Origin of the sequence: Euzebyella saccharophila, assembly GCF_014855495.1 — a bacterium.
Lineage (GTDB): Bacteria > Bacteroidota > Bacteroidia > Flavobacteriales > Flavobacteriaceae > Euzebyella > Euzebyella saccharophila.
Genome location: NZ_JACYFJ010000002.1, coordinates 386,192 through 411,831, shown reverse-complemented (window position 1 = coordinate 411,831; position 25,640 = coordinate 386,192). Strand labels below are relative to the sequence as shown.

At 37.7% G+C, this 25,640-nt stretch carries 24 protein-coding genes and 1 other RNA gene; 10 read left to right on the top strand and 15 right to left on the bottom strand.

Going from position 1 to position 25,640, the window contains the following annotated elements; translation table 11 throughout:
* Nucleotides 1-10: 10 nt before the first annotated feature.
* The 5 genes from IL355_RS19305 to IL355_RS08260 form a co-directional block, all read right to left on the bottom strand.
* Nucleotides 11-139, bottom strand: coding sequence for a hypothetical protein (locus tag IL355_RS19305; protein WP_262892180.1), 129 nt, complete (start codon nucleotides 137-139; stop codon nucleotides 11-13).
* A 177-nt stretch (nucleotides 140-316) separates the two neighbouring features.
* Nucleotides 317-1,048, bottom strand: coding sequence for a LytR/AlgR family response regulator transcription factor (locus IL355_RS08275; protein WP_192461701.1), 732 nt, complete (start codon nucleotides 1,046-1,048; stop codon nucleotides 317-319).
* A gap of 261 nt (nucleotides 1,049-1,309) precedes the next feature.
* Entirely contained in the window at nucleotides 1,310-2,806 is a 1,497-nt protein-coding gene (locus IL355_RS08270) for a hypothetical protein (protein ID WP_192461700.1), read from the bottom strand.
* 22 nt (nucleotides 2,807-2,828) lie between these two features.
* Nucleotides 2,829-3,227, bottom strand: coding sequence for an acyl-CoA thioesterase (locus IL355_RS08265; RefSeq protein ID WP_192461699.1), 399 nt, complete (start codon nucleotides 3,225-3,227; stop codon nucleotides 2,829-2,831).
* The gene (locus tag IL355_RS08260; RefSeq protein WP_192461698.1) at nucleotides 3,228-4,280 is read right to left on the bottom strand and encodes a glutaminyl-peptide cyclotransferase; all 1,053 of its coding nucleotides are present in this window, start codon (nucleotides 4,278-4,280) and stop codon (nucleotides 3,228-3,230) included.
* A gap of 131 nt (nucleotides 4,281-4,411) precedes the next feature.
* Between IL355_RS08260 and ffs the strand changes: the two genes are divergently transcribed.
* The 3 genes from ffs (at nucleotide 4,412) to fsa (ending at nucleotide 6,156) form a co-directional block, all read left to right on the top strand.
* Nucleotides 4,412-4,510, top strand: an RNA gene (ffs, locus tag IL355_RS08255) — signal recognition particle sRNA small type.
* A 113-nt stretch (nucleotides 4,511-4,623) separates the two neighbouring features.
* On the top strand, nucleotides 4,624-5,433 hold the full coding sequence (locus tag IL355_RS08250; protein ID WP_192461697.1) for an SDR family oxidoreductase: 810 nt from the start codon (nucleotides 4,624-4,626) through the stop codon (nucleotides 5,431-5,433).
* A gap of 66 nt (nucleotides 5,434-5,499) precedes the next feature.
* A complete protein-coding gene (gene fsa, locus IL355_RS08245; protein ID WP_192461696.1) occupies nucleotides 5,500-6,156 on the top strand; it encodes a fructose-6-phosphate aldolase in 657 nt (218 codons plus the stop codon).
* A 57-nt stretch (nucleotides 6,157-6,213) separates the two neighbouring features.
* Here fsa and IL355_RS08240 read toward each other — a convergent pair whose 3' ends face one another.
* A complete protein-coding gene (locus IL355_RS08240) occupies nucleotides 6,214-7,596 on the bottom strand; it encodes a transaldolase (RefSeq protein ID WP_192461695.1) in 1,383 nt (460 codons plus the stop codon).
* A gap of 178 nt (nucleotides 7,597-7,774) precedes the next feature.
* On the opposite strand from IL355_RS08240, the gene IL355_RS08235 reads away from it, so the two are divergent.
* Nucleotides 7,775-9,403 (top strand): ABC-F family ATP-binding cassette domain-containing protein, encoded by a 1,629-nt coding sequence (locus IL355_RS08235; protein ID WP_192461694.1) that lies wholly within the window; start codon nucleotides 7,775-7,777, stop codon nucleotides 9,401-9,403.
* A 26-nt stretch (nucleotides 9,404-9,429) separates the two neighbouring features.
* On the top strand, nucleotides 9,430-10,563 hold the full coding sequence (locus tag IL355_RS08230; protein ID WP_192461693.1) for a hypothetical protein: 1,134 nt from the start codon (nucleotides 9,430-9,432) through the stop codon (nucleotides 10,561-10,563).
* Nucleotides 10,564-10,576: 13 nt separating this feature from the next.
* Here IL355_RS08230 and IL355_RS08225 read toward each other — a convergent pair whose 3' ends face one another.
* Entirely contained in the window at nucleotides 10,577-11,293 is a 717-nt protein-coding gene (locus tag IL355_RS08225; protein WP_192461692.1) for a hypothetical protein, read from the bottom strand.
* A 201-nt stretch (nucleotides 11,294-11,494) separates the two neighbouring features.
* Between IL355_RS08225 and IL355_RS08220 the strand changes: the two genes are divergently transcribed.
* Nucleotides 11,495-12,040, top strand: coding sequence for a fasciclin domain-containing protein (locus IL355_RS08220; RefSeq protein WP_192461691.1), 546 nt, complete (start codon nucleotides 11,495-11,497; stop codon nucleotides 12,038-12,040).
* On the opposite strand, the gene pheT is transcribed toward IL355_RS08220, so the two are convergent.
* Complete coding sequence (pheT, locus tag IL355_RS08215) at nucleotides 12,037-14,463, bottom strand: phenylalanine--tRNA ligase subunit beta (protein WP_192461690.1); 2,427 nt, start codon at nucleotides 14,461-14,463, stop codon at nucleotides 12,037-12,039. The genes IL355_RS08220 and pheT overlap by 4 nt on opposite strands.
* 119 nt (nucleotides 14,464-14,582) lie before the next feature.
* On the opposite strand from pheT, the gene IL355_RS08210 reads away from it, so the two are divergent.
* Entirely contained in the window at nucleotides 14,583-15,809 is a 1,227-nt protein-coding gene (locus tag IL355_RS08210; protein ID WP_192461689.1) for a peroxiredoxin family protein, read from the top strand.
* Nucleotides 15,810-15,814: 5 nt separating this feature from the next.
* Here the strand turns inward: IL355_RS08210 and leuB are convergent, their stop codons facing one another.
* Nucleotides 15,815-16,933 carry a 3-isopropylmalate dehydrogenase gene (leuB, locus tag IL355_RS08205; protein WP_192461688.1) on the bottom strand — a complete coding sequence of 373 codons (1,119 nt, stop codon included), beginning with the start codon at nucleotides 16,931-16,933 and terminating at the stop codon, nucleotides 15,815-15,817.
* Nucleotides 16,934-17,086: 153 nt separating this feature from the next.
* A complete protein-coding gene (locus IL355_RS08200) occupies nucleotides 17,087-18,259 on the bottom strand; it encodes a 2-isopropylmalate synthase (RefSeq protein WP_192461687.1) in 1,173 nt (390 codons plus the stop codon).
* A 146-nt stretch (nucleotides 18,260-18,405) separates the two neighbouring features.
* Between IL355_RS08200 and IL355_RS08195 the strand changes: the two genes are divergently transcribed.
* Nucleotides 18,406-19,950: a hypothetical protein gene (locus IL355_RS08195; protein WP_192461686.1), complete on the top strand. Its 1,545-nt coding sequence runs from the start codon at nucleotides 18,406-18,408 to the stop codon at nucleotides 19,948-19,950.
* Nucleotides 19,951-19,956: 6 nt separating this feature from the next.
* Nucleotides 19,957-20,814 (top strand): DMT family transporter, encoded by an 858-nt coding sequence (locus IL355_RS08190; RefSeq protein ID WP_192461685.1) that lies wholly within the window; start codon nucleotides 19,957-19,959, stop codon nucleotides 20,812-20,814.
* Between the two features lie 3 nt (nucleotides 20,815-20,817).
* On the opposite strand, the gene IL355_RS08185 is transcribed toward IL355_RS08190, so the two are convergent.
* Genes IL355_RS08185 through panB form a run of 4 tightly spaced genes read right to left on the bottom strand, consistent with a single transcriptional unit; the run spans nucleotide 20,818 to nucleotide 23,410 of the window.
* Entirely contained in the window at nucleotides 20,818-21,357 is a 540-nt protein-coding gene (locus IL355_RS08185) for a DUF4252 domain-containing protein (protein WP_225621158.1), read from the bottom strand.
* Between the two features lie 33 nt (nucleotides 21,358-21,390).
* Nucleotides 21,391-22,089, bottom strand: coding sequence for an RluA family pseudouridine synthase (locus IL355_RS08180; RefSeq protein WP_192461684.1), 699 nt, complete (start codon nucleotides 22,087-22,089; stop codon nucleotides 21,391-21,393).
* Complete coding sequence (gene lspA, locus IL355_RS08175; protein WP_192461683.1) at nucleotides 22,089-22,583, bottom strand: signal peptidase II; 495 nt, start codon at nucleotides 22,581-22,583, stop codon at nucleotides 22,089-22,091. The genes IL355_RS08180 and lspA overlap by 1 nt, the downstream gene beginning before the upstream one ends.
* 8 nt (nucleotides 22,584-22,591) lie before the next feature.
* Nucleotides 22,592-23,410 carry a 3-methyl-2-oxobutanoate hydroxymethyltransferase gene (gene panB / locus IL355_RS08170; protein ID WP_192461682.1) on the bottom strand — a complete coding sequence of 273 codons (819 nt, stop codon included), beginning with the start codon at nucleotides 23,408-23,410 and terminating at the stop codon, nucleotides 22,592-22,594.
* A 143-nt stretch (nucleotides 23,411-23,553) separates the two neighbouring features.
* On the opposite strand from panB, the gene IL355_RS08165 reads away from it, so the two are divergent.
* Complete coding sequence (locus IL355_RS08165) at nucleotides 23,554-24,009, top strand: nuclear transport factor 2 family protein (RefSeq protein ID WP_192461681.1); 456 nt, start codon at nucleotides 23,554-23,556, stop codon at nucleotides 24,007-24,009.
* A gap of 54 nt (nucleotides 24,010-24,063) precedes the next feature.
* On the opposite strand, the gene IL355_RS08160 is transcribed toward IL355_RS08165, so the two are convergent.
* Nucleotides 24,064-25,530, bottom strand: coding sequence for a Gfo/Idh/MocA family protein (locus IL355_RS08160; RefSeq protein WP_192461680.1), 1,467 nt, complete (start codon nucleotides 25,528-25,530; stop codon nucleotides 24,064-24,066).
* Nucleotides 25,531-25,640 lie beyond the last annotated feature (110 nt).

Sequence of the window (25,640 nt, the reverse complement as noted above, 5' to 3'; positions counted from 1 at the left end):
GAAAGCAATTTTATCCGTTATCTCTTCCGTCGGCTGGAATATCGTCACCATCTACAGAAGCATCAATGTTTAAGTCATAAACGGCATCTGTATCTTGAACATTGTTCTCAGCTTCACAAGAGAACATTCCGATTGACATAACTACTACTGCGAAAATACTAACTACTTTTTTCATAATAAAGTGGGATTTTTAGGGGTTATTGTTTTTTCTTGATGCTAAACTACTACCAGGCTAGTCGAAAAATAGTACAGAAATAAAAACAATAGTAATTAACCGCAGTTTGTGAGTGAATGACCTAATTCTATGAGAATTTAATCAATTTAAGGCAGAAATGGTGTTTTTTGATAGCGCTTGTTTGAGGTAGTCAATATTCTTCTTATACGATTTGGAGAAGGGTAGTTGCTGTTTGTTCTGTTTTAAGGTGCACACGGACTTACCATAGCTGATTCTAGAAATAAAATTGACATTTACAATATAGCTTTGGTGTATGCGTATAAAATTTTTAGGTAATTGATTTTCGAAGGTCTTTAACGTTTTAAAGGCATTGTTTATTGTACCATCCTTCATTACAAACTCGGTAGCATTGTTATCTGCCTTTAAATAAAGAATTTCATCTGTATTGATATATTGAAAATCTTTATAGGAACTTAAACACAATGTTTGTGGTTCTCTCTCCAAAGGCATTTGTTTCTTTAATCTCAAAAGTGACTTTCTAATATCGAACTCATTATAGGGCATTAACCAATAATCAAAAAAACCGCTCTTAATTGCATCGTACGCATGTTGCTTTCCTTTGGCTATACCAATTAAGATGGGTAATGTATTTAGATATTGATGAAGCTCCATAACCATTTGAAAATACTCGTGGGCCTTATGGTTCAAATTGATGAAAACAATTTGTGGAGAATATTTTAGAATGAAGTTGATTCCCTCATTGCTATCCTTTGCAATAGAAGCGCAAGTAAAATCGCCATAGTCTTCCAAATAATGCTGTAATTGCAAATTGGAAGTTGCATCTGAGTCTATTATGGTATAGGTGTACTCCAAGAGGTAGACGATTTTAATTGCAAATTAGCAATTGTAAAAAGCTCTTAATGCAAGGATTACCCCATAATATTTGGGGATTTTGTTTTTAAATTACTGGAAATTAAGCAGTTTGAAAGAATTTACTGTCAATATATTTAGTAATTGTAAGAAAATTTAGATTTCGTTAAAAATGAGGGGGCATTTAATAGAATTATATAAAGTATTGATAGTTATTAAAAGGATATGTAACCTTTTTGCAATACACCTTAATTAAGCCTAAGGTTATAATTCAAATGCGCCCAAGTCCGGAATCTCTCCTCTTTTATTACCCATAATGTCCAGTGGGACTTGTTCTAGAATTTCTGGGGTACCCTTATCAATTACAAAAGATTCAATACCTAAATTAAAATTATTTGACAAAGGTCCTTTAAAGAATGGGTCTTTGTTAAAAAAAATATTTCGGTAATGGTCTTCATTTGTGAAGTCATAGGGAAATTCATTTAAATCTTCCTTACTAAATTGAATCAAGCAATTCTCAAAAAAGAATTGATTTAGTCCAGTATCTTCCAGTTCCAAGTGTATTTCATCCAAGCCATTTCCTGTTATAATGGAATTTTTAAAAGACAGGCTACATAAATTTGTTGACTGGGTATTTTTGTTTATTTCTAGGGCAAATCCTGTTCTTAAGCTAAAGCTCCAATAATTGGCAATGGTTGCATGTAGAAAGGCATAATTACCTCCTTCTTTTATATAAACAGATGATTTTCCGGAGTTACCTGAAATTAGATTTTCACTGTTTATGGAACAATTTTCGGCTAAAATATTGTAATTAGTGCTATTGTAAATTCTGGAATCGGTAAGTGATAATGTCGTTTTATCTAAAGTATCGGATTTTTTTATCGAAATACCGTTGATGGCATTTTTTAATGTTAAATGGTTAATGGTGCTACTTCCGCTATTCTCTTCAAAATAGATACCTCCCCATTGGCCAGGTATATTTTTAAAATCAGGCTCTAAACGGTCCCCTTCAAGAATTACTTCATTTTCCAACAATAGCGTGTCCGAACTAATCTCACCCAAAATTTCCAAACTAGAATTTGTAGTGATATATAACCCACTATTTTCATGAAAATATAGACGGGCCCCAGCTTCAATTCGTAATTTTTTTCCTTGAGGCACCATTGCGTAACCATAGAAAATATAGGGTCTATCATTGTTTAAATTCAAATGCTCATCCGTAAGAAAAAAAGATGTAACCAATAGTTCCTCGGCTGTTTCATCAAAACTTAAGGGAATAGATTTTAAAGGGCTTTCCAAATCCTTTTCTGGAAAAATGAAAATGGCATCCTTTACCAAGGTTACTAGCGGTATTTTTTGTTGGTGGGCACCTTCATCAAAAAAAAGCACATCTGTATGCAAAAACTCCTTTTCGGAATTTTGAATGGAATAGGTGGTTTCAATAAAAATGAAAAGACTATCATTTGCTCCCAAAGGGATATTATTAAAACTAGTACCAGCTATACCATCTACATTGATACGGTAGTTGCTATTATTTCCGTTTTCAAGTTTTATAGATGGGATCTCTATATCTTCATTTTGGTCATTATAAACTTTTAGAGTATAAGTACTACTTCCTATTCCTGTAAAAATGGTATCCAAAAAAACAGTATCCTTTGAAAACCTAAGTTTACCATTACTTGGGGCGTAATTGAATTCTTTACGGCAAGAGATTACGGAAACAAAAACTAGCGCAATTAAAACCGAGAAGAACAATCGCATGGTTAAGACTATTAAATGAGAATCAAGACTTCTTTTCAAACAACTTCATTACATCGTCTGTAATACGCATAGGGCGCTTGGTTTTGGAGTTGAGCATACACCAATCTGTTACGGACCGTACAAGCAATTGGCCCGTTTTCTCGTTATGCATTTCTACCACCCGTTGGGACTTGGCCCCTTTACTTTTATTGATAAAGGTACTTAAGATTATGGGGTCGTTTAATTTGGCAGGAAACTTATAAGTGATGTGATGAGTCATAACCACCCAAATAATTCCTTTTTTTATAGATTCCGGAACGGTCTCTTGCCAATGTTCCTTGGCAATATCTTGAATCCATTGTACGTACCTTACGTTGTTTACATGTTCTAGCTCGTCTAAATCATCCGCGCTAACTATAAGGGACTTTTTGTATGTATGCATTTATTTTTTTTCGATAGATACTTCAAACATTTTATCCCATTCCTTTCCGGTTACGAAAAATGTTTTTCTTTCAGGATGATAAGCAATCCCGTTCAAAACGTTGTCCATGTCATTCCAGGTATCGTGGTGCGTAACCTTATTACTGAGTCCGCCAAAGTTTATAACGCCCTCTATAGCACCACTTTTGGCATCAATGATCATAACACTGGGCTTTTGATAAACGTTGGCATAGATTTTACCATCTACATATTCCAATTCATTGGCACTTTTGTTAATGGATTTATTGGTAACGGTTTCCATGTATCCTTCTTCTACCAGCGTTTCGGAATTCAAGAACCAAATTTTTTCCGTACCATCGCTTTTAAATAACTTCTTTCCGTCATTTGTAAGCCCCCATCCTTCTTTACTTTGTCCAAACTTAAATGAATCTATTCTCTCTAACGTCTGTAGGTCATATACAAATCCAGTACCACTTCGCCATGTGAGCATATAGATTTTGTTATTTAAGATAGTTATGCCCTCTCCAAAATAGGTGGCTTCCAAATCTACTGTTTGTATTTTCTCCCCAGTTTTCCAATTTACTTTCCTAAGTGAAGAACGACCCTTTTTTCCCGTACTTTCATAGAGGGTGTCATTATGGAACTCCAAGCCTTGCGTATAAGCTTTTGGGTCATGGGGATATTCATTTATAATCTTATAGGTGTATATAGATGGGGCACTAGGCGCCAACAATTGTATATTTTTAGAAACTTCAACGCTACCATCTTCATAGTTTACAGTGGCGTTTAACGTTTTATCGCCTAAGGTTTGTGGATTTAATGTGACTTTTCCATTTTTAACATCAAGAGTTTTACCATCAAGGGTATAGTTTACCTCTTTGATTTCCATATTTTTTTTATTCTTAATGGAAATACCGACCGTTTGATTTTGTTGAAATTTCTTTCCACTACTTTCCAACTCAATTTCAAACATAGAGGCTGGCGATTTTTCACCTCCACAAGCAAGAAACAGGAGTAAAAGAAAGCTCGATGAAAAAAATCTAAAAATGTTCATCTATTGTATTTTATTGGCCCTTAATGAGCTATGATAATTTTCGGGCAAAGATAAATACTTTGAACAGATATATAAATTTAAATTATGTGGCAAAGAATTGCGAAAGCTGCAAAAGGTTGTATATTTGCAGTCGGCAAGTCCTACACGACCAGCTCCTGTAGAATCCCCCAGGGTGGGAACGCAGCAAGGGTATACGGTCGTAGCGGTGCGATGTAGGTAGCTTGCCTTTTTTTGTGCCCTAAAGTCAGCTACAAGGCTTAAATAAATCTTCTTTTTAAACTCTTTTGTCAAATTCTTTTTTTCCTTTCCTTATCCCTCAATTTATTTATTAATTTGCAGGCTTATGGAGAAAAAAGTGGTGCTGATTACCGGGGGTTCTTCGGGAATTGGCAAATCTATCGGTCTATATTTAAAATCAAAGGGGTTCAAGGTATATGGTACCACACGTAACCTAGAAAAGTATCCTGATTTTGAGTTGTTCAACTTATTGGAATTGGACGTAACAAGACCAGAAACGGTAGAAAAAGCGGTACAACAGGTGGTTTCCAAGGAGAATAGACTGGATATCGTTATAAATAATGCGGGAGTTGGAATAACAGGGCCTATTGAAGAAACTCCACATGAAGAAGTTTTAAAGGTTTTTAATACCAATTTTCATGGTCCTTTGCATGTGGCCAAAGCTGTACTGCCACAAATGCGTAATCAGGGTAGTGGTTTAATTATCAACGTAACTTCTATTGCCGGGTATATGGGCTTGCCTTTTAGGGGTGTTTATTCTGCTACCAAAGGCGCGTTGGGTATAGTGACAGAAGCACTGCGGATGGAAACTAAGAACTCCAACATAAAAGTATGTACGCTCGCTCCCGGAGATTTTAGCACCAATATTGCTGCCGGTAGGTACCATGCGCCGGTTTTGGAAAATTCACCGTACAAAAAACCGTATGGAGACACTTTAAAAATGATCGATGAAGATGTCGATAACGGTGGAGACCCAATTGCCGTGGCCAAACAGGTTTTAAAAATTATTGAGTCGAAGAACCCAAAAGTTCATTATAAAGTGGGGGAACCATTACAAAAATTCTCAACCGTTCTCAAGGGTATTCTATCTGATAAACTGTATGAGAAACTGTTACTTAAGCATTATAAATTGTAAATTCGTATCGGCCTTTAAAAGGCCACATAACTTTAGCTATAAATTTAAACCCAATAAAACAATACAATGAAATTTTTTATAGACACTGCAAATTTAGACCAGATTCGTGAAGCTCAACAACTAGGCGTGTTGGATGGTGTTACCACTAATCCTTCCCTAATGGCTAAAGAAGGAATCACCGGTCGTAACAACATATTAAGGCATTATGTGGATATCTGTGAAATAGTTGACGGCGATGTCTCTGCAGAGGTAATTGCTACAGATTTTGAAAATATCATTAAGGAAGGTGAGGAGCTAGCAGAACTACACGAACAAATTGTGGTAAAAGTTCCAATGATCAAAGATGGCGTTAAGGCGTTAAAGTACTTTTCCGATAAAGGAATCCGTACCAATTGTACTTTAGTTTTTTCTGCAGGCCAAGCATTATTGGCAGCTAAAGCGGGAGCAACTTATGTTTCGCCGTTTATTGGAAGATTGGATGATATTTCTACTGATGGATTGAACCTTATTGCAGAAATCCGTCATATTTATGACAATTACGGTTATGAAACCCAAATTTTGGCTGCGTCTGTTCGTCATACCATGCATGTACTGGAATGTGCTAAAATAGGTGCAGATGTGATGACAGGAGGTTTAGGAGCCATTACAGGTTTGCTAAATCATCCTTTAACCGATATTGGTTTAGAAAAATTCTTGGCCGATTACAAAAAGGGCAATGAATAATATTTTTCAGTAAGGAAGATTAAAAAAGGAGGGTTGGCAACAATCCTCTTTTTTTATTTACAAAGGGCCGTAAACATTGGCAAAGGCATCCACAATTACGTCATCATTAGTGATAATGCATTTGTTTAGCGGATATAAAATTAGAGCTTTGGTAAGTTCTTCAAAGTTGGTGGCCCTGTATTGGGTTTCCGGATTAAGTTGAGAACCTTCCAACAAGGCTTTCCAATGGCCTTCTTCAGTTTTAAAGTTAATGCCAACGTATTTATAATGAGGTTTTTCCTTGCTAAGCTTGGCAATTCTTTCCTTGATATTATCAAAATGACTTCTATCCACGCCGGACCAAAAATAGAAAACGGTTTTATTTTCTTTGGCAATTTCCGGTAGGGAAACGGTCTGCCCGTTATAATCCAATACTTGAATACCGGGAATCTTTTTGTTTGGCTGAATATTTCTTATACCCTCATATAAGGTATTTATCTCCTCAATATGTCTATTGTTGCTAGACAATTCGTGAAAACCTTGAATGAATTCTTCGTTGTTTTTTTCGCTATCGTGAACTTTCAAAAGATAATCAAAAGCAACATTCCTAAAAAGGTTGTCCTTTAATTCCTTTTCAACTACCAAACTGTCAATTATATGTAATTTGTGTTTATTAAAATGTAGGTGATTACGAACCACTTTGCCTTCTGTATCGCAATTTTGCAAACAGCTCATATAGCTGATATTGCCTATGTGGTTTTTTACAAAATTATAATAGGGCCTTAAGTAAACAAGGTCCTTATCATTAAAGGTTATTTCGTTTCTATAGTTATAAAAACTTGGGGGTAACTCCTCTACCTTTTTTTCCTTAGTACGTCTTTTGTGTCTAAAAGGATAGCTTTCTTTATACGTACTGTAGGTATAAAAAATACTTGCCTCGGCAATTTTTAATTCCTTTTCAGAAAGATCGGACTCTGTAGATAGTTCGGATAATAAAGCTAACTTTTCATCCATTAAGGAGTCGATCTTATCATTGAATTCCTCAGGATTAAAAAGGTAATAATCGCGTATTTGATCGGTTTCCTCTTCTCCGGCCAAAAAAAGCTCCAATAAAAAATTATTGACCTCTTCACCCTTTCCGGAGAAAATCAAGGATTCATCAAAATCTACCGTATTTAAACGAATGACCAAACTATCTCCGCCTTCAAGGTATACATATTGCACCTCTGGGTCATGATTAAAGTGATAAAGGCCTTGCGGAAGGGTATCAAAGTTGAAGCTAAACCTATTGTTGTTGTCCAGTTTAGCGCTATCTATTACAGCGTCACCTTTTAAAAGAACAATATGTTCACTTGTAGGATTAACAATTTCACCGGCAAAATAGACTTTGTTGCTAGTTTTTTCTGTACTTCCACAAGAAGCAAAAAGAATAAGAAAAAGATAGAGTAAATGTTTATTCATATAGATCACCTCCAATACCTTAAACAAAATTAATGAACCCCGTTAGCTACGCTGTTAATGGGGAGTTAAAAATTAAGGTGATACGTTAATTGTGAGGATGAAAGGTATTGAATTCAAGATTATTGGTAAGGCATAGAAATTTATCTATTTTTGCACGGATTTTAAAAAGAGGAAGGCTATGTTATCTGTATCTAATTTATCGGTTCAATTTGGGAAAAGAGTATTGTTTGATGAAGTAAACGTTAGTTTTACAGAGGGCAATTGTTATGGGGTAATTGGGGCTAATGGAGCTGGTAAGTCGACCTTCTTAAAAGTTCTTTCAGGAAAAATTGAACCTACGTCCGGGCGAGTTCACCTTGAGCCCGGTAAAAGGATGTCAATTCTAGAGCAGAACCATAACGCTTATGATGAAAATACGGTCTTGGAGACCGTAGTGATGGGTAACAAGCCACTATTTGAAATCAAGAAGGAAATTGATGCCCTTTATGCCGATTATTCTGATGAGAATGCAGATAGGATAGGAGAGCTACAAGTTCAGTTTGAGGAAATGAACGGATGGAATGCAGATAGTGATGCGGCGGCTCTTTTGTCCAATTTGGGTATTTCTGAGGATATGCATTACACCCTTATGTCCGATATGGATTCTAAAATGAAAGTAAGGGTATTATTGGCACAGGCTCTTTTTGGAAGTCCAGATGTTCTCATCATGGATGAGCCTACCAATGACCTGGATTATGAGACCATCAATTGGTTGGAAAACTTTTTGGCAGATTATGAGAACACCGTAATCGTAGTTTCCCACGATAGGCACTTTTTAGATACCGTTTGTACACATATTGGAGATATAGATTTTGGAAAGATGAATTTATATTCCGGTAATTATACATTCTGGTATGAGAGCAGTCAGTTGGCGGCAAGACAACGTGCACAGCAAAATAAAAAGGCAGAGGAAAAGGCCAAAGAGCTTCAAGAGTTTATCTCACGTTTCAGTGCCAACGTTGCTAAAAGTAAGCAGGCTACTTCCAGAAAAAAGATGTTGTCCAAATTAAAGGTAGAGGATATTAAACCCTCTAGCCGAAGGTATCCTGCCATTATTTTTGAAAGGGAAAGAGAGGCAGGTGACCAGATTTTAAATGTAGAAGGCCTGGCTGCCAATTCGGAAGATGGGGATTTACTTTTTAACAACGTTAACCTAAATTTGGCCAAAGGTGATAAGGTGGCCGTTATTTCCAAGGATAGTAGGGCAACTTCAGCATTTTATGAAATCATCAATAACAAAAGAAAGGCTGATGCTGGTGAATTTCAATGGGGTGTAACAACCACTCAATCATATCTTCCCGCAGATAATGCCGAATATTTTACCGAAAATATCAACTTGGTAGATTGGTTAAGGCAATGGGCCAAAACCGAAGAGGAGAGGGAAGAAGTTTATATCCGCGGTTTTTTGGGCAAAATGTTGTTCAGTGGTGAAGAGGCACTTAAAAAGTGTACGGTGCTTTCCGGGGGTGAGAAGGTGCGTTGTATGCTAAGTAGGATGATGATGCTACGTGCCAATGTTCTTATGTTGGATGAACCTACCAACCACTTGGACCTAGAGAGTATTACAGCCTTTAACAATAGCTTAAAGAACTTTAAGGGTACTGTTTTGTTTACAACCCATGATCATGAGTTTGCGCAAACTGTGGCCAATAGAATTGTAGAATTAACACCTAAAGGCAACATCGACAGGTATTTATCGTTTGAGGAGTATATGTCTGATAAAGTGTTAAAGGAACAACGGGAAAAAATGTATCCCGTGATTGCCTAGCGCCATCAGTCCCAAACTCTTAACATATGAAAACCTACCGTTGGTACCCCATCTTATGGGTACTGTTATTTGTTGCCTGCTCCAAATCCGGGGAAACTGGAGAAGATTCAACGGAATTACAACATTCAGGAAAGTCCAATTATACCATGTTATTGGATAGGGGGGAGGCCATTTCCTCCATTGACTTGGAAGCAAACGGGGAGTTACTTTACGTACATACGCAAGCTTCAAAGGTTTCTACCTCGTCAAAGCCGGAAATTGAATTTTTTGGAGATAATAAGTGGAGTGCCTTTACTACAAACGGGGATTGTAATGGGGAATTACAAATTTTTGATATGGAGGGCAATGGCCCTGCTCAACTGAATCCATTAAAGGATTTAAACGCTTGTAATGTTAGCGTTCATGCCGTATTGCATACAAATTCAAAAGTATATGTAGGTTACGAGTATAGAGAGACGCCCAAAAAGACATATTATTATATAAGGTCTTTCAATTATAACGATAAGTTATCTGGGTATCTGGATATTTCTTTGGACAAAAAGCCGGTTGGTATGGCAATGGCCAACCAAAGGTTATTCGTTCTAACGTTGGATTTAGAGCAAACTGGTAAAAATGCATTGACAATTTTGGATAGTACCACTGATTTGCCTGTTCATTCTACCGACTTAGATAGTGGTGCCAGAAAAATTTTTAAGGGGCCACAGGATCAGATTATTGTAAGCTATGATGACCATCATACAGCTATTGATTCCCAAACCTTGGCAGAAAGTTTAACAAAATATGGAACCGGAACAGAACCAAATTTTAATTCGGCCACTACTATAAATTTTGATACCTCTTGTAAGATGTATTATGATATGCCAGGAGGGCAGCATAGTATTTATCCAACCATTTCTGCCGTTTATGATTTTGAAAAAAATAGCGCAGTCTTATATGCCTATGAAAATTTTATGACCGAAGCGGAAAGACAGTTTGAATATCAAATTGAAAATACTACAATGGTTTCGTATGATTCCACTAATGATTTAATACTAATCGGTTATAAAAAATCCATCCACGGCCATAAAGGCGGTTTAATTCGTATAAAACCAGCTCCTCAACCCAAATTTGTGGACAATACCGATACTGATGGTATACCTTATGCCATTTTTGTCAATTAAAAGCAACCTCCTTTTAGGCATTAAAGTATTTACTATTCCAGATGGCAGGATTAAAATTCTTTCCTAAGGCAAAGCCATAAAATATGACAACGGAGGCCAAGCATTTGAACATAAAAAAGAAAATTATCCAAAACTGAGCATTGGTACTGTTTTTTGAAAATAGCCCGTCGGGTACCAATAGCGTCATGAGGTAACTAATTAAAACTACTATAACGGTAAGGTTAACAATGCTTTTAAAAGGCCACATAAGTGTTTTTCTAAGAGGGTGCAGGTCATTACCCCATTTGTGTACCAAATAATAATAACCATTGCCTATAGGAGCAAAGAGTAAGGGGTCATCTTTGTCCTCCAATTTAAACAGTTTGGAGGGAGCTAGAATTTTAAGGCCGTTTAAAGTCGTATGGTGTTTATTTTCCAATTCCCTTATTTGAGAAATAGCCTCCTCTGGAATTTCCCCTTTAAAGTACCTTGAGTCCAAGAACCGCAATCTGTAATTTATACAGATATCCTTAATATGGTTTAAGTGATAAATCCTATTACTCTCTAGGAGGTCAATATCAAAGCTATTGGAATTCGCTTTTTGATGGGTAGATAGACGATTATGAATCAGCTGTCTATCATTTTGATTCTTGTTTAGAATCTCTTGTACTTGGGCCAAAATTTCAAGGGAAGAAGTCTCCTTGTTTCTTTTTTTGCTCAGTACTTCTTGAATATTCGTTCTACTCAGCATTTCTTTCTTTTTATAGCAATCCTAACAAAGTTAAGAATTAAGATTGGCTATTAAAATGAGAAATGTGACGCAAATTAGTTAAGTAAATGTTAAATAATGCGTCTTTGGTCGATAATTTTTGTAAAAAATTAAACAATAGTTGTTATTTGTCGATGAAGTTTACCGTTCATCGGATCCTAACCTAAATTTTACCCCCAAATTATGAAGTTAACTGTCAAGTCCATCATTGTTGTTCTTTTGTTCGCTGGTGTAAGCGTTTCGGCACAATCCAAAATCCAAGAGAATAAAAATAAATCCATTGTAAAAACAACGGCGAGTTCTGACCATCATAAAACCTTATTGGCGGCAATGAGAGCTACTGATTTAGAGCAATTATTGGACAAATCTGGGCCTTTTACCGTTTTTGCTCCTTCTGATTCGGCCTTTGAGAATATTTCGGGTAAATCAATTGAGTATCTTTTGGATCCACAAAATAGAAAAGAACTTAAGGAATTGGTCACTTACCACATAGTTGCCGGTAAATTATCCGCATCAAAAATTTTAAAGGCAATGTGCCAAGGCCGTGGTAGAGCTACTTTTACTACCGTTCATGGAGACAAGATAGTTGCTACCATGAACGGAATTGACATAGTCCTTACAGATAGCCACGGAAATAAAGCGACCATAGTGGTTGCTGATTCCAATCAACTAAATGGGGTTATTCACGAAATAGATAGCGTCATTCAACCTGCTTACGTTAGATCTTAACGCAACTCTGCTCCCAACTCTTCTTCATAACGTCTTTGTAGCTTGGCCATAATTTTGTCAATCTGCTTATCCGTTAATGTTTTTTGTTCATCTTGTAGGGTGAAGCTAACTGCATATGATTTTTTGCCTTCAGGTAGCTTGTCTCCTGTATAGACATCAAATAGATTAATTGTCTTAAGAAGCTTTTTTTCACTTTGAAAACCTATCTGGTGTATTTCATTAAAGGTCACAGAATCATTTAAAAGAAGGGCAAAGTCCCTTCTAACTTCCGGATTCTTTGGTATTTCCTTATATTGAATACTGTTTTTACTGGCCAAGGAAATAATATGGTCCCAGTTAAAATCTGCATATAGAACATCTTGTTTAATATCCAGTTTCTTAAGAATACTTTTTTTGACAAGTCCGATAGATACCAATTCCTTTTTGCTTCCTCTCAGCATAATACCTTCGGAAAAAATAGTATTCACCAATGGGAAGGGTTGCAAGTTAGTTATACCCAAACGTTCCAGTAAGTTGGTCGCAACGGATTTTAGGTAGAAAAAATCAGATTGTTTTTCATGAACAGACCAACTTTCTTGATGTCTATTTCCGGTTACAAAAAGGCTTAAGTGCTTGTTTTCAATTTTTTTCCCGTTTTGCTGATGATAGGTTTTGCCAAACTCGAATAACTTAAGATTAGGTTTTCTTCTGTTCAAGTTATAAGAAATAGCTTCAAGTCCGCTAAATAACATGGATTGCCGCATTACGGACAAATCGTTGCTAAGCGGGTTCAGCATTTTTACCGGCTCATGGACAAGTGAGGCGTCCAACAACTCCGTGTAATTCGCAGAGGTTAAGCTATTTGCCATAATCTCATAGAAACCTATGGAAGCTAATTGATCGCCTAGTTTTTGCTGCAGTTTATAATCATCAAACTTGGATATGGGTGCTACGGAAGCGTTTAATTTGGTCTTAAAATCAATATTATTATAGCCGTATACACGTAAAATCTCTTCAATTACATCTACTTCGCGATACACATCAACGCGATAGGAGGGAATGGACAGACCTAAGCCGGTTTCTGTTACGTTTTTTACTTTAATGTCCAAAGAAGCCAGGATGGATTTTATGGTATCTTGAGGTATTTCTTGTCCAATTAGACTGTACGTCTTTTCAAAGGTTAGAAATACTTGTTGCTCTTCTATCTTTTTTGGATAGAAGTCCTCAATATCCGAGGTGATATCTCCACCGGCGATCTCTTTTATCAATAGGGCCGCACGTTTAAGGGCATATTCAACATTTTCAATATCTATCCCACGTTCAAATCTAAACGAGGCGTCCGTATTCAAACCATGTCTTTTGGCGGTTTTTCTAATACTTACCGGGTCAAAATAGGCACTCTCCAAGAAAATGGAGGTTGTTGATTCCGTTACCCCCGTGTTTATACCACCAAAAATACCGGCCAGACACATAGGTTTTTCGGTATCACAAATCATTAGATCATCTTCATGTAGACTGCGTTCCTCCCCATCTAAAGTCATGAATTTGGTGCCGGCAGGCAATGTTTTTACAAGCACCTTTCTGCCATGAATACGGTCTGCATCAAAAGCGTGCAATGGTTGGCCCAATTCATGTAGCACATAATTGGTGGCATCAACTACGTTATTGATTGGTTTTAATCCAATTGCTTTTAACCTATTCTTTAACCAATCCGGTGAAGTTTGTACTACCAAATTACTAATGGTAACCCCACAATATCTTGGCGCCAATTTACTGTCCTCCACTTCAACAAGCATTTTCAAAGAACGATTGTCTACGTTAAAATTGCTTACAGAAGGTGTTATTAGCTCCTTATTGATTTCTTTTTGTCTAAACCCTGCTTTTAGATCCCTGGCTACACCATAATGACTCATGGCATCTGCTCGGTTAGGGGTTAGGCCAATTTCAAAAACCTCATCGAGTTCTACCGAGAAAATTTCCGAAGCTGGTGTACCCACTGGAATTTTGCTGTCAAGAACCATAATTCCATCATGGTTAGAGCCAAGTCCCAATTCGTCCTCAGCACATATCATACCTTCACTAACCTCACCTCGTATTTTTCCCTTTTTTATTTTCCATGCTTCACCTTCGGGCGTATATAGAGTAGTGCCAATGGTAGCAACTGGTACTTTTTGTCCTTTATCAACATTGGGTGCCCCGCAAACAATTTGTAATGGCGCCTCTGCACCAACGTTTACGGTAGTCAGTTTAAGTTTGTCTGCATTGGGGTGCTTTATACAGCTGAGTACTTCTCCAACGACTATTCCTTTAAGACCACCCTTTACGGATTCAAAGGAGGTAACTCCTTCTACTTCGAGTCCTAAATCTGTTAAAAGTTCTGCTGTTTTTTCGGCTTCCCAGTCCAGTTTTAAGAACTGCTTCAACCAGTTGTATGATATTTGCATTGGTCAATTTTATTGGGCGCTAATATAAAACAATGCTATAAGACATTCAATAAGCAGTCTTATTGATTTCTTTAATTTTTTACTTAGTAGTTTTGCAAATTCTAAAGTCAGAATAATATATGATCAGATTTGTAATTAGCTTCGTTGTTATCACTTTCTGTTTCTCTTGTAAACAGAATAAAAGACAAACTCTATTAAATGATGGAATGTGGAGGGCACAGTTAGAAACTAAAAATGGAGATGCACTTCCATTTAATTTTAGGGTAATCAAATCAGAAACGGATAGTATTTCATTGGAAATATTTAATGCCGAAGAAGTGATTACAGTTGATGATGTTGAAATAAAAGCAGACTCCATTCGTATTCAACCTCCTATTTTTGAAGGTTATATTGCCGGAATTTTCACAGAAAATAGTATCAACGGAAAGTTTATAAAAGAAAGCTTGGACCGTGCCGTTTCCTTTTCTGCTAAATATGGAGAAAATCAGCGTTTTTTAAATACGTCTTCAGTCAACTTTGATGTGAACGGTACTTGGGAAACCGTTTTTGCGGATAGCACTGAAAGTAGGTATGTGGCAAAGGGAATTTTTAAGCAAAATGGTTCAAAGGTTACTGGTACTTTTGAAACGCCAACCGGTGATTATCGGTTTTTAGAAGGAGTTGTATCGGGAGATTCCTTGAAATTATCGGCTTTTGACGGTGCACACGCCTTCCTATTTCTTGCTTCTTACAAGGATAGCATTCTGGATGGAATTTTTTATTCTGACAATCATTTTGAAGAACCATTTCAAGCCAAACGAAACGACAGTTTTACCTTACCTGATGCAGATTCGCTTACATTTTTGAAAGAAGGATATGAAGAATTTAATTTTTCATTTCCGGATAAGGAAGGAAGAATGGTCTCTTTAAAGGATGAGAAATTCGAGAACAAAGTAGTTTTGGTGCAGATTATGGGTTCTTGGTGTCCTAATTGTTTGGATGAGACCAAATTTTATATGGACTATTTGACAAATGAACAACCTAAGGATTTAGAAATAGTGGCTTTGGCCTTTGAATATGCCAAAACACAAGAGACCGCATTTAAAAGCATTGAAAGGTTGAAGAATAGGATGGAAATACCTTATCCTATTTTGCTTGCTCAGTATGGAACCTCCAACAAGGTTGAAGCACAAAAAAAGTTGCCCATGCTTAATCATGTATTATCCTATCCAACAACTATTTTTATAGATAAAAGGGGTAAAGTTCGTAAGATTCATACAGGGTTCAATGGTCCGGCAACTGGAGAAAAATTTACGCAATTCAGGAAGGAATTTCAGGAGTTTACTCTGATGCTCAGGAACGAGTAGCTGACTTAAATAATGGTGGATTTTCCTAATCCTATATTTTCATCATTAATATTCAGGTTTTCTTCGGAATCCACAATATGTTCCGAAATAAAATCGCCTACATAGTCCGTTCCATATTTACTGCTTCCCAGTATATCTGGAGTTACCACTTTTCGGCTCAGGGATTCATGAACCGCCTTCACTATGGAATTGGCTTCCTCCTCCAATCCAAAATGTTGAAGCATCATAACGGTACTAAATATAGAGGCTACAGGATTGGCAATGTTTTTTCCTTTTGCCTGTGGATAAGAGCCATGAAATGGTTCAAACATGGCATTTTCAGTACCAATGGAGGCAGATGGCAATAAACCAACGGAGCCAATGATAACACTGCCCTGATCGGATAAAATATCCCCGAACATATTATCGGTAAGTATAACATCAAATTGTGTTGGCTTCAACATCATCTGCACAGCTGCGTTGTCTATGAACATAGCTTCCCAAGTAACATCTGGATAGCTTTTGGCAATTTCTGTAACTGTTTTTCTCCAAAGTCGGGAAGATTCAAGAACATTGGCCTTGTCTACCAGTGTTAATTTCTTTCGGCGTCTCTTTGCAGCTTTGAAGGCCATGTGTGCGATTCTGCTGATTTCCTTCTCAGAGTATTCACATACGTCAGAGGCCTTTGTTCCATCTGCACTAATATTCTTTTCACCAAAATAAATGCCTCCGGTAAGTTCCCTAAAAATTACAAGGTCCGTTCCTAAAACAATAGATTCTTTTAAAGGGGAGTTTTTAAGTAGGGTAGGAAACATCTTCACCGGGCGTACGTTGGCAAAAAGCCCTAATTCCTTTCTTAAACTAAGAAGGCCCTGTTCCGGTCTCACTTTGGCTTCCGGATTGTTGTCGTATTCCAAAGCACCGATGGCACCAAATAGTATGGCATCAGACTCACGGCATAATTTAAGCGTCTCATTTGGTAAAGGTTTACCTGAGCCGGACATGGCGATAGCACCTACCGGAGCTTCTACATACTCAAATTTGTGATTAAAGGTTTCCTCTATGGCTTTCAAACATTTAACTGATTGAGCCAAAACCTCAGGACCAATACCATCTCCACCCAGAAGAGCTATTTTTAACTGCATAGAACACTATTTACTCCTTAAAGCGCGTAAAAAACTGAATTTTATACACACATCCTTCGCTTATGTAAAGCATAACGAAGGTTAAAAAAAATAGCGACATTTCAGCAAAAAGCTGTGTAATTTTTAAAAAATGAAATTAAGAGGAAACGTTTACTAGGATACGCTTTCTATATTTAAATTGGTAGCCTCGATAATTTTTGGAATGTCCTCATCGGTAATTTCCTTATGCTCATCAGCAAATTTCAAAAACTCTTGGTAGACATCATCCAATTGAAGTTTGGTAAGCTCAAAACCTACCAATTTGGCTCGGTACGCCAATGCGGCCCTTCCACTACGTGCTGTTAACACAATGGAAGATTCGTTCACGCCAACATCCGATGGGTCTATAATTTCATACGTTTCCCTATTTTTAATTACCCCATCTTGGTGAATACCCGAACTATGGGCAAAAGCATTGGCGCCAACAATAGCTTTGTTCGGTTGTACGATCATGCCCATTTTTTGGGAAACCATTTGGCTAGTGCTATACAACAGTTTACTATTGATATTGGTGTCCAAATTTAAGGAAGGGTGCTGTCTTAAAATCATCACTACTTCCTCCAAAGAAGTATTTCCGGCACGTTCGCCAATTCCGTTGATGGTGCATTCTATTTGTCTGGCACCGTTGATAACGCCCGCAATGGAATTGGCAGTGGCCAACCCTAGGTCATTATGACAATGGCAGGAAAGGGTCGCTTTATCAATACCCTTTACATTCTCTCTAAGGTATTTCATTTTAGCTCCGTATTCATCTGGAAGGCAATATCCAGTGGTGTCCGGTATATTTAGTACGGTAGCACCAGCCTTAACTACAGCTTCGCAGACACGAGCCAAAAATTCATTGTCCGTTCTTCCTGCATCCTCGGCATAAAATTCAACATCTTCCACAAAAGTTTTGGCATAGCTAACCGCTGATACGGCACGTTCTATAATTGCATCCCTATTGGAGTTGAATTTATATTTTATATGAGAGTCCGATGTGCCAATACCTGTGTGAATACGAGGTCTTTTGGCCGATTTTAAAGCTTCGGCAGCTACCTCAATATCCTTTTTGACTGCGCGGGTCAGACCACACACCGTAGCATTTTTTACTAAATCCGATATTTCTGCAACAGACTTAAAATCCCCGGGACTTGAAATGGGAAACCCAGCTTCAATAATATCCACACCTAGTTCATCCAGTCTTTCGGCGATGACCAATTTTTGCTCGGCATCCAATTTGCAGCCGGGCACTTGTTCACCATCTCTTAGCGTTGTATCAAAAATCTGTACCTTATCTTTGCTCATTATAATTATGTAGTTTAGCTAACCATTACGAAGATATGACCCTTAGGTTAAAACACCTAGACCCTATATAAAATAGTACAACGTTAAATTAGATTTTCAATTATGTAAAAAATTGAAAATCAGTAAAATAAACTATACTTTTTACGATGACAAATGCGCACCGAGATGCTTTGTTCGTGCTTGTAAAATCACTTTCCAAATCAGAGAAACGACAGTTTAAGCTGTATGTTGGGCGTTTGGGAGTAAATACGGATGCCAAGTTTTTGGCCCTTTTTAATTTATTGGACCGCTTGAAGAAGTACGATGAGAAAGCAATACTTGAATCTGGAATCGTAAAAAAAGCACAGCTTTCCAATTTAAAAGCACATTTGTACAAGCAGATTTTAGTAAGCTTACGCTTAAATCCCGTTAACCAGACCATTCGGGTTCAAATACGGGAACAACTGGATTTTGCAACCATCCTCTATCAAAAAGGATTGTACAAGCAAAGTTTAAAGATTTTGGATAAGGCCAAGGCAGTGGCCATTGAGAATGAGGAAAAGAACATTGCCTACGAAATTGTTGAGCTTGAGAAAATAATTGAAACACAGTATATTACCCGTAGTATTCCTGACAGGGCAGATGAATTAGCCGTTCAAGCAAAGGAACTTTCTGCACATAATGTTATTACCAGTAAGCTATCCAACCTTTCTTTACAACTCTACGGACAGATGCTAAAAGTTGGGTATGTACGTAGTGATGAGGATTACAGAAGGGTCAAGGACTATTTTGACAGGCATTTGCCCAAATATCAGATAGAAAATTTAGGTTTTAGGGAAAAATTATGGCTTTACAAAGCGCATTTGTGGTACAGTTTTTTGACGCAAGATTTTTTATCCACCTATAAGTACGCTAATAAATGGGTGGATTTGTTTTACGAGCACGATGAACAAATAGCGCTAAACCCGGTATTCTTTTTAAAGGGGAACCATTACTTGCTTGAATCTCTTTTTTACGTGAAGTATGGCAGTCAGTTTAGGCAAACCTTGGAAAAACTGGAGGAAAAAGTTGAAAGCAAAAGTTTTCCTAAAAACGATAACATCGCATCCTTAACGTTTTTATACCTAAATGCCAATAAGTTGAACCTTCATTTCTTGGAAGGTACTTTTCAGCAAGGGCTGTATTTGGTAAAAATTGTTGAATACGGTATTAACAAACACAAAGATCGTATAGATGCCCATCACATAATGGTGCTATATTACAAGATTGCTTGTTTGTATTTTGGAATAGGTGATAACAAGACCTGCATTCAATACCTCAAAAAAATAATTAATAACAAGAATTTGAAAATGCGCGAAGACCTTATGTGTTTTGCGCGCGTGCTTAGCTTGGTGGCCCATTATGAGGCGGGCATGGATTACCATTTAGAAGTTCAGCTAAAGAGTACGTATAAGTTTCTACTTAAGATGAACGACCTTCATGCCGTGCAAAAGGAGATGATCAAATTCTTAAGGAACCTTGGAAATATTTACCCGAACGAACTTAGAAACGAGTTTGAAAAATTACATACGGAGCTTAAGAAATATGAAGACCACCCCTACGAAAAACGTTCGTTTCTCTATTTGGATATTATTTCTTGGCTTGAAAGCCATTTAGAGAATAGACCAGTTGCAGAAATTATTAGAGAAAAGGCTCTTGCCGTTAGAAGATAAAATTTAATGCCCCTCACCGCCCAAACAAGAAATTTTCTTGAATTAAACCTTACCGTATTTTTTATGTCAACCTCAGGGCCCTTTGGCAAGTTTATAGAACTGCCTGCTCCGTTGACAATTGAACTTAGAGCTCTTTTTGCGTTTCTTTTTTTACTGATCTATTGTAGAATCAGAAAAATATCTTTCCGTATTAGCAGAAGAGATATTTGGCCAGTTCTTCTAACAGGAATTTTAATGGGAGTTCATTTGGTGAGTTACTTTCATGCATTGCAATTGAGCAATGTGGCCATAGGTATGTTGTCATTATTTACGTACCCCATCATGACCGCTTTTTTAGAACCATTATTCTTGAAAACCACTTTTAGAAAAAGCCATTTATTTTTAGGCTTCTTGGTACTTTTAGGAATTTATTTTTTGGTGCCCGATTTTGGTTTGGAGAATGATAGTACCATTGCTATAGGTTTCGGGCTGTTTTCTGCTTTTACGTACGCCTTGCGAAATTTAATATTAAAAACAAAAGTAGATCGCTATCAAGGTTCCACTTTAATGACCTATCAGATGGGGATTATAGGTGTCATTTTATTACCCACTTATGTAGCTTATGATATTTCTGAAATTCCCCAATTTATTCCAGCACTTTTAGGGCTCATACTTATAACAACCGTTATTGGCCACACGATGTTCATTAATTGTTTCAAGAATTTCTCAATTACCACCGTGAGCATTCTAAGCAGTGTTCAGCCAGTATACGGCATTTTGATAGGAGCTCTTTTTCTCAAGGAAATTCCCGGTTGGTCCACAATTTTAGGAGGAGGATTGATTTTGACTTCCGTGATATTGGAAAGTGCCAGGTCATTTAAATAATGCTTAATTATCTGGAGATATCGGGGTTGGAGTAGTGCTATTTGCTTTTAACTGCTCCATAAGACCTTCGCCCATTTTTTGAAATTCTTCGTTCTGGGCCATTTGACGCACCTTCACAGGATCAAAATCACCATTGAAATATAGAAAAGAGCCTGTGGTGTTATTGTTGTTGTAAATGAGAATTTCCTTTACGGCATCCCGTTTTTCCCGAATGGAAACCACATTTCGTTTCAACTGATCGTTTTTACGATATACTTCAATAAAGGAGCTACCGGTAATTCCGTTCATTTGCTGATTCAAAAAGCGCGTTCTGTCTTCTGTAGCGCTAGGAAATTGCATGTACCTTAAATCTTTGGTATTCCCAACTAAAGATTTCATTTCAGGAGAGATATTGCCTATTATGGATAGCATGAACCTAGGAACCCTAATTGCGGTAACCTGGTTATCTTCTTTATGTGCGTTGTAAAAAGCATCAATGGAGTTGTAGGTGTTGCAGCTACCTAAAATCAATAGGCAGCCCATAAAGAGTAATTTTTTCATCATGGTGTAGTGTTTATATTGCTAAATATAAAGTATTTAGCAACAAACGTTCCAAAGTGGTTCTGAAGGCGGTGGCGCAACAAAGGTCATTTTTTCTTTTTTTACCGGATGGATAAATGATAGTTTGCGAGCGTGAAGATGTATGCTCGCGTCTTTGTTACTGCGATCAAAGCCGTACTTTAAATCTCCTTTTATAGGACTTCCAATGCCGGCCAATTGGGCTCTGATCTGATGATGACGGCCCGTTTGCAAATCTACTTGCAGTAAAAAATAGGTATCCAATTTTTTTAGGACCTTATAGGACAAAATGGCTTTTTTACTGTTATCCGTCTGTTTAGTGGACGGATATGATTTGTTCTGCTTTGGGTTTCTAGTGAGCCAATGCACTAGGGTATCCTCTTCTTTTTCAGGTGCATTCTTTACTATTGCCCAATAGGTTTTTTGAGCCTCTTTTTCAGCAAAAAGTTTATTTAGCCTTGGCAATGCTTTTGATGTTTTTGCGAAGACTACGATACCGGAAGTAGGCCTATCTAAACGGTGTGTAACGCCCAAATACACATTACCCGGCTTATTATATTTTTGCTTTAAGTAGCGCTTTACCACCTCGCTCAGGGGCATATCACCGGTCTTATCTCCTTGAACAATATCTCCTGGCCTTTTGTTGATAACGATTAGATGATTGTCTTCATAAATAACTTGAAGGTTTTCGGGGGTGGAAAGGATTTTTTTTGACACTAGAACAAGCTTTTTTCTTTGGAGAATGATAAGGCCAGTAACAATAGAACCCCCAAAGTTACGGATACATCCGCCATGTTAAATATTCCTGTTTTAAAAATGCCGATTTGAATCTGAAAGAAATCGGTAACGGAGCCGTAGGCAATGCGGTCCACTAAATTTCCTATTCCACCTCCTATAACACAGGCAAAGGCAAAAATAGACCAACGACCCAAATGCTCTTTGTTCAAAATTCGATACAAGAGAATCAGTAAAACGATGATAGGTAGGGCTTGGAACAACATAAGTTTTATCCAAAAAGGAAATTGCTGCCCAAAACCGAGCATAGCCCCCGTATTTTCAACATTAGTGAGTATAAACCTATCACCAATAAGCTGAATATATTCTCTGGGATTCACATGTGCGCGTACCGCTTCTTTTGAAATTTGATCGCAACCAAAATTCAATAATACGATTAGAACAATGGCTATTTTTCTAAAAAGGCCCTTATTCATAGTTGAAATTAGTATTGTTCTTGATCATTTGGGAAGTCTTTGCTCTTTACATCGGTCACATACTGACCAATGGCTTTTCCCATATCTTCATAAAGGTTCATATACCTGCGCAAAAACCGGGGATTGAACTCATGGGTCATCCCTAAAAGGTCATGAATTACCAGAACTTGACCATCGGCATGTTTACCACCGCCAATACCAATGGTGGGTATACTTATACTTTCTGAAACTTTCTTGGTCAAATCCGCAGGGATTTTTTCTAGAACAATACTAAAACATCCTAGCTTTTCAAGAAGTTTAGCGTCTTCCATAAGTTTCTCGGCTTCTTCCTCTTCCTTGGCGCGTACGGTATAGGTTCCAAATTTGTAAATGGATTGTGGCGTAAGTCCTAAATGCCCCATTACTGGAATACCCGCATTTAAGATACGTTTCACCGATTCTTTTATCTCTTCCCCACCTTCCAACTTCACAGCATGCGCGCCACTTTCCTTCATAATTCGTATGGCACTTCGTAAAGCTTCTTTGGGGTCACTTTGATAGCTTCCAAAAGGAATGTCAACTACGACCAAGGCTCTCTCCACAGCACGTATTACCGAAGTGGCATGATAAATCATTTGGTCTAGGGTAATAGGCAGGGTAGTTTCATGGCCGGCCATAACGTTACTGGCAGAATCGCCAACCAAGATTACGTCCACATTCGCCGAGTCTACAATTTTTGCCATGGAGTAGTCATAAGCGGTAAGCATGGAGATTTTCTCACCATTCTTTTTCATATCTACCAAGGACTTTACCGTTACTCTCTTGTACTCTTTTTTTGCTGTTGACATTTATTTAGTTGTTTTTGAAGGGTTAAAAGTAAGGAAATTGTTTCAGCAGTTAGTAGGGTAGTGCTGCTTTCTGCTTTCTCTGAAATAATATTTTATTAATTACCTTGTGATTTTATTTTACTTTTAAAATTAAGTCCGGTCCTATGTTAAGAATACTATCAATCCTATTTGTTTTATTAGGTTCACAGGTAATGGCTCAAAATGAACAAGAAGCCGTAAAGAAAACTATTGAAGACTTTTTTGAAGGATTTCATGCACAAGATTCACTATTGATGAAACATGAAGTATCTGAATCTGTAATTCTTCAGACCATTGGCAAGGATGAAACTGGCAATTCAATTGTGAAAAACCAGCCTTTTAATGAATTTTTAAAATCCATTGTAAGTATTCCTGCCACTACTAAATTTAAAGAAGTTATTACTAACTATTCCATTAAAGTAGATGGGCCCATGGCCAATGCGTGGACGGATTACGAGTTTATGCTAAACAATGAATTTCACCACTGCGGCGTAAATTCCTTTCAACTGGTAAAAGATGCCAATAAAGGCTGGCAGATTATTTATTTGATCGATACGCGCCGAAAAGAGGACTGTAACTAAAAAAGCGGGAAAACCCAAAAGGTTTTCCCGCTTTGAAAAATAGTTTTGTGAGAACTACATCTCCCAACCTTTTCTATATGTTCTGCCAACATATTGGTTGGCTTCTTCAAGATTGGTAATACGCATGTTTTCTCCGTCCCATAATAATTTTTTACGGGCGAAAAAATCCATTTTTCCTTTTTCATTCTCTTTTCTCAACAAATAACTTCTGATAGCTAAATTACCCATGAGTACGGTCTCTGTCATTGGCCCGGCATAATCGAATGATGATGTAAGTGCTTTGTGTTCTTCACTTCCAAAACCTGCTTTACAAGCATCGATCCATTTGCGTTGGTGACCGTATTCCGGTTCATCATTCGGTTCGGTTTCAGGGCCAAAATCGGTAGTTCCGTCGTTCAAATATAATTTTGGCGTGAGCGGACTACTGTCATTAATATTGGTTGAAATAATTCCCTTTTCACCAATAATGAGTACCCCGTTTTGGCTGTCCGGTCCGCCTATATCATTATTAGCTGGAATGATATCTGGGTGGGCAGGACGTATACCTCCGTCGCTCCATGTCATCTCAATAGGTGATTTTGATTTTTCGGTCTCATCAAAATGTAGGGTGATGAAAGAGCTGGCAGGGCATCCATCTGGGTGATAATCTGCATTCCACATTTGGGAATAAACAGCTCCCACACTACACTCGGCATCCGTAGGGTATTTTAAACCTAAAGTCCTAAAAGGAATATCGATTAAGTGACAACCAACATCTCCTAGGGCTCCTGTGCCATAATCCCACCAACCTCTCCAGTTGAATGGATGCAAGTTAGGGGTGTATGGTTTCTCTTCGGCAGGGCCCAACCACAGGTCCCAGTTCAAGCTGTCCGGTTTCATGGAAGGGTTTGGTTCAGGAAAAGCACCACCTTGAGGCCAAACAGGTCTGTTGGTCCAAACCTGTACTTTGTTAACGGCACCAATGGCGTCATCATCAATCCATTTTTGAACCATTCCCAATAAAGGATTGGAACCACCTTGATTACCCATTTGGGTTACAATTTTCTTGTCCCTGGCCATTTGGGTCAGCATTCGTGCTTCCCTAATGTTGTGGGTCATTGGTTTCTGAACGTACACATGAACGCCACGGTTCATGGCAAAAGCCGCTGCCGGCCCGTGTACGTGATCGGGCGTGGAAATGGTAACGGCATCAATGCCTTTTTCCTTATCCAACATTTCCCTAAAATCTGCATACAGTTTTGCTTTTGGAAAACGCTCTACCGATTTTTTGGCAGAACCAGCAAAATCTACGTCGCAGAGGGCAACTACTTTTTCACGTCCGTTAACGGATGCATTGGCAATGTCACTGGCACCTTTTCCTCCGGCACCAATAGCGGCAATGTTCAAACGATCACTAGGGGCCAAGTAGCCCACTCCTCCCAGTACATGTCTTGGTACAATAAATACGGATGAGGCAATGGCTCCTTTCTTGAGGAAAGACCGCCTAGAGTTTTTTGAAGATGGAGTCTTCTTGTTTTTCATTTTCTTTTGATATAGTTAGGATTTGAATGAGCTTCTAAAGGTAGCAAAATATGTGAAAGCACTAATAAATGCGTCAAATATTAATCATTTTCTAAAGTTTGCTTTGCCGT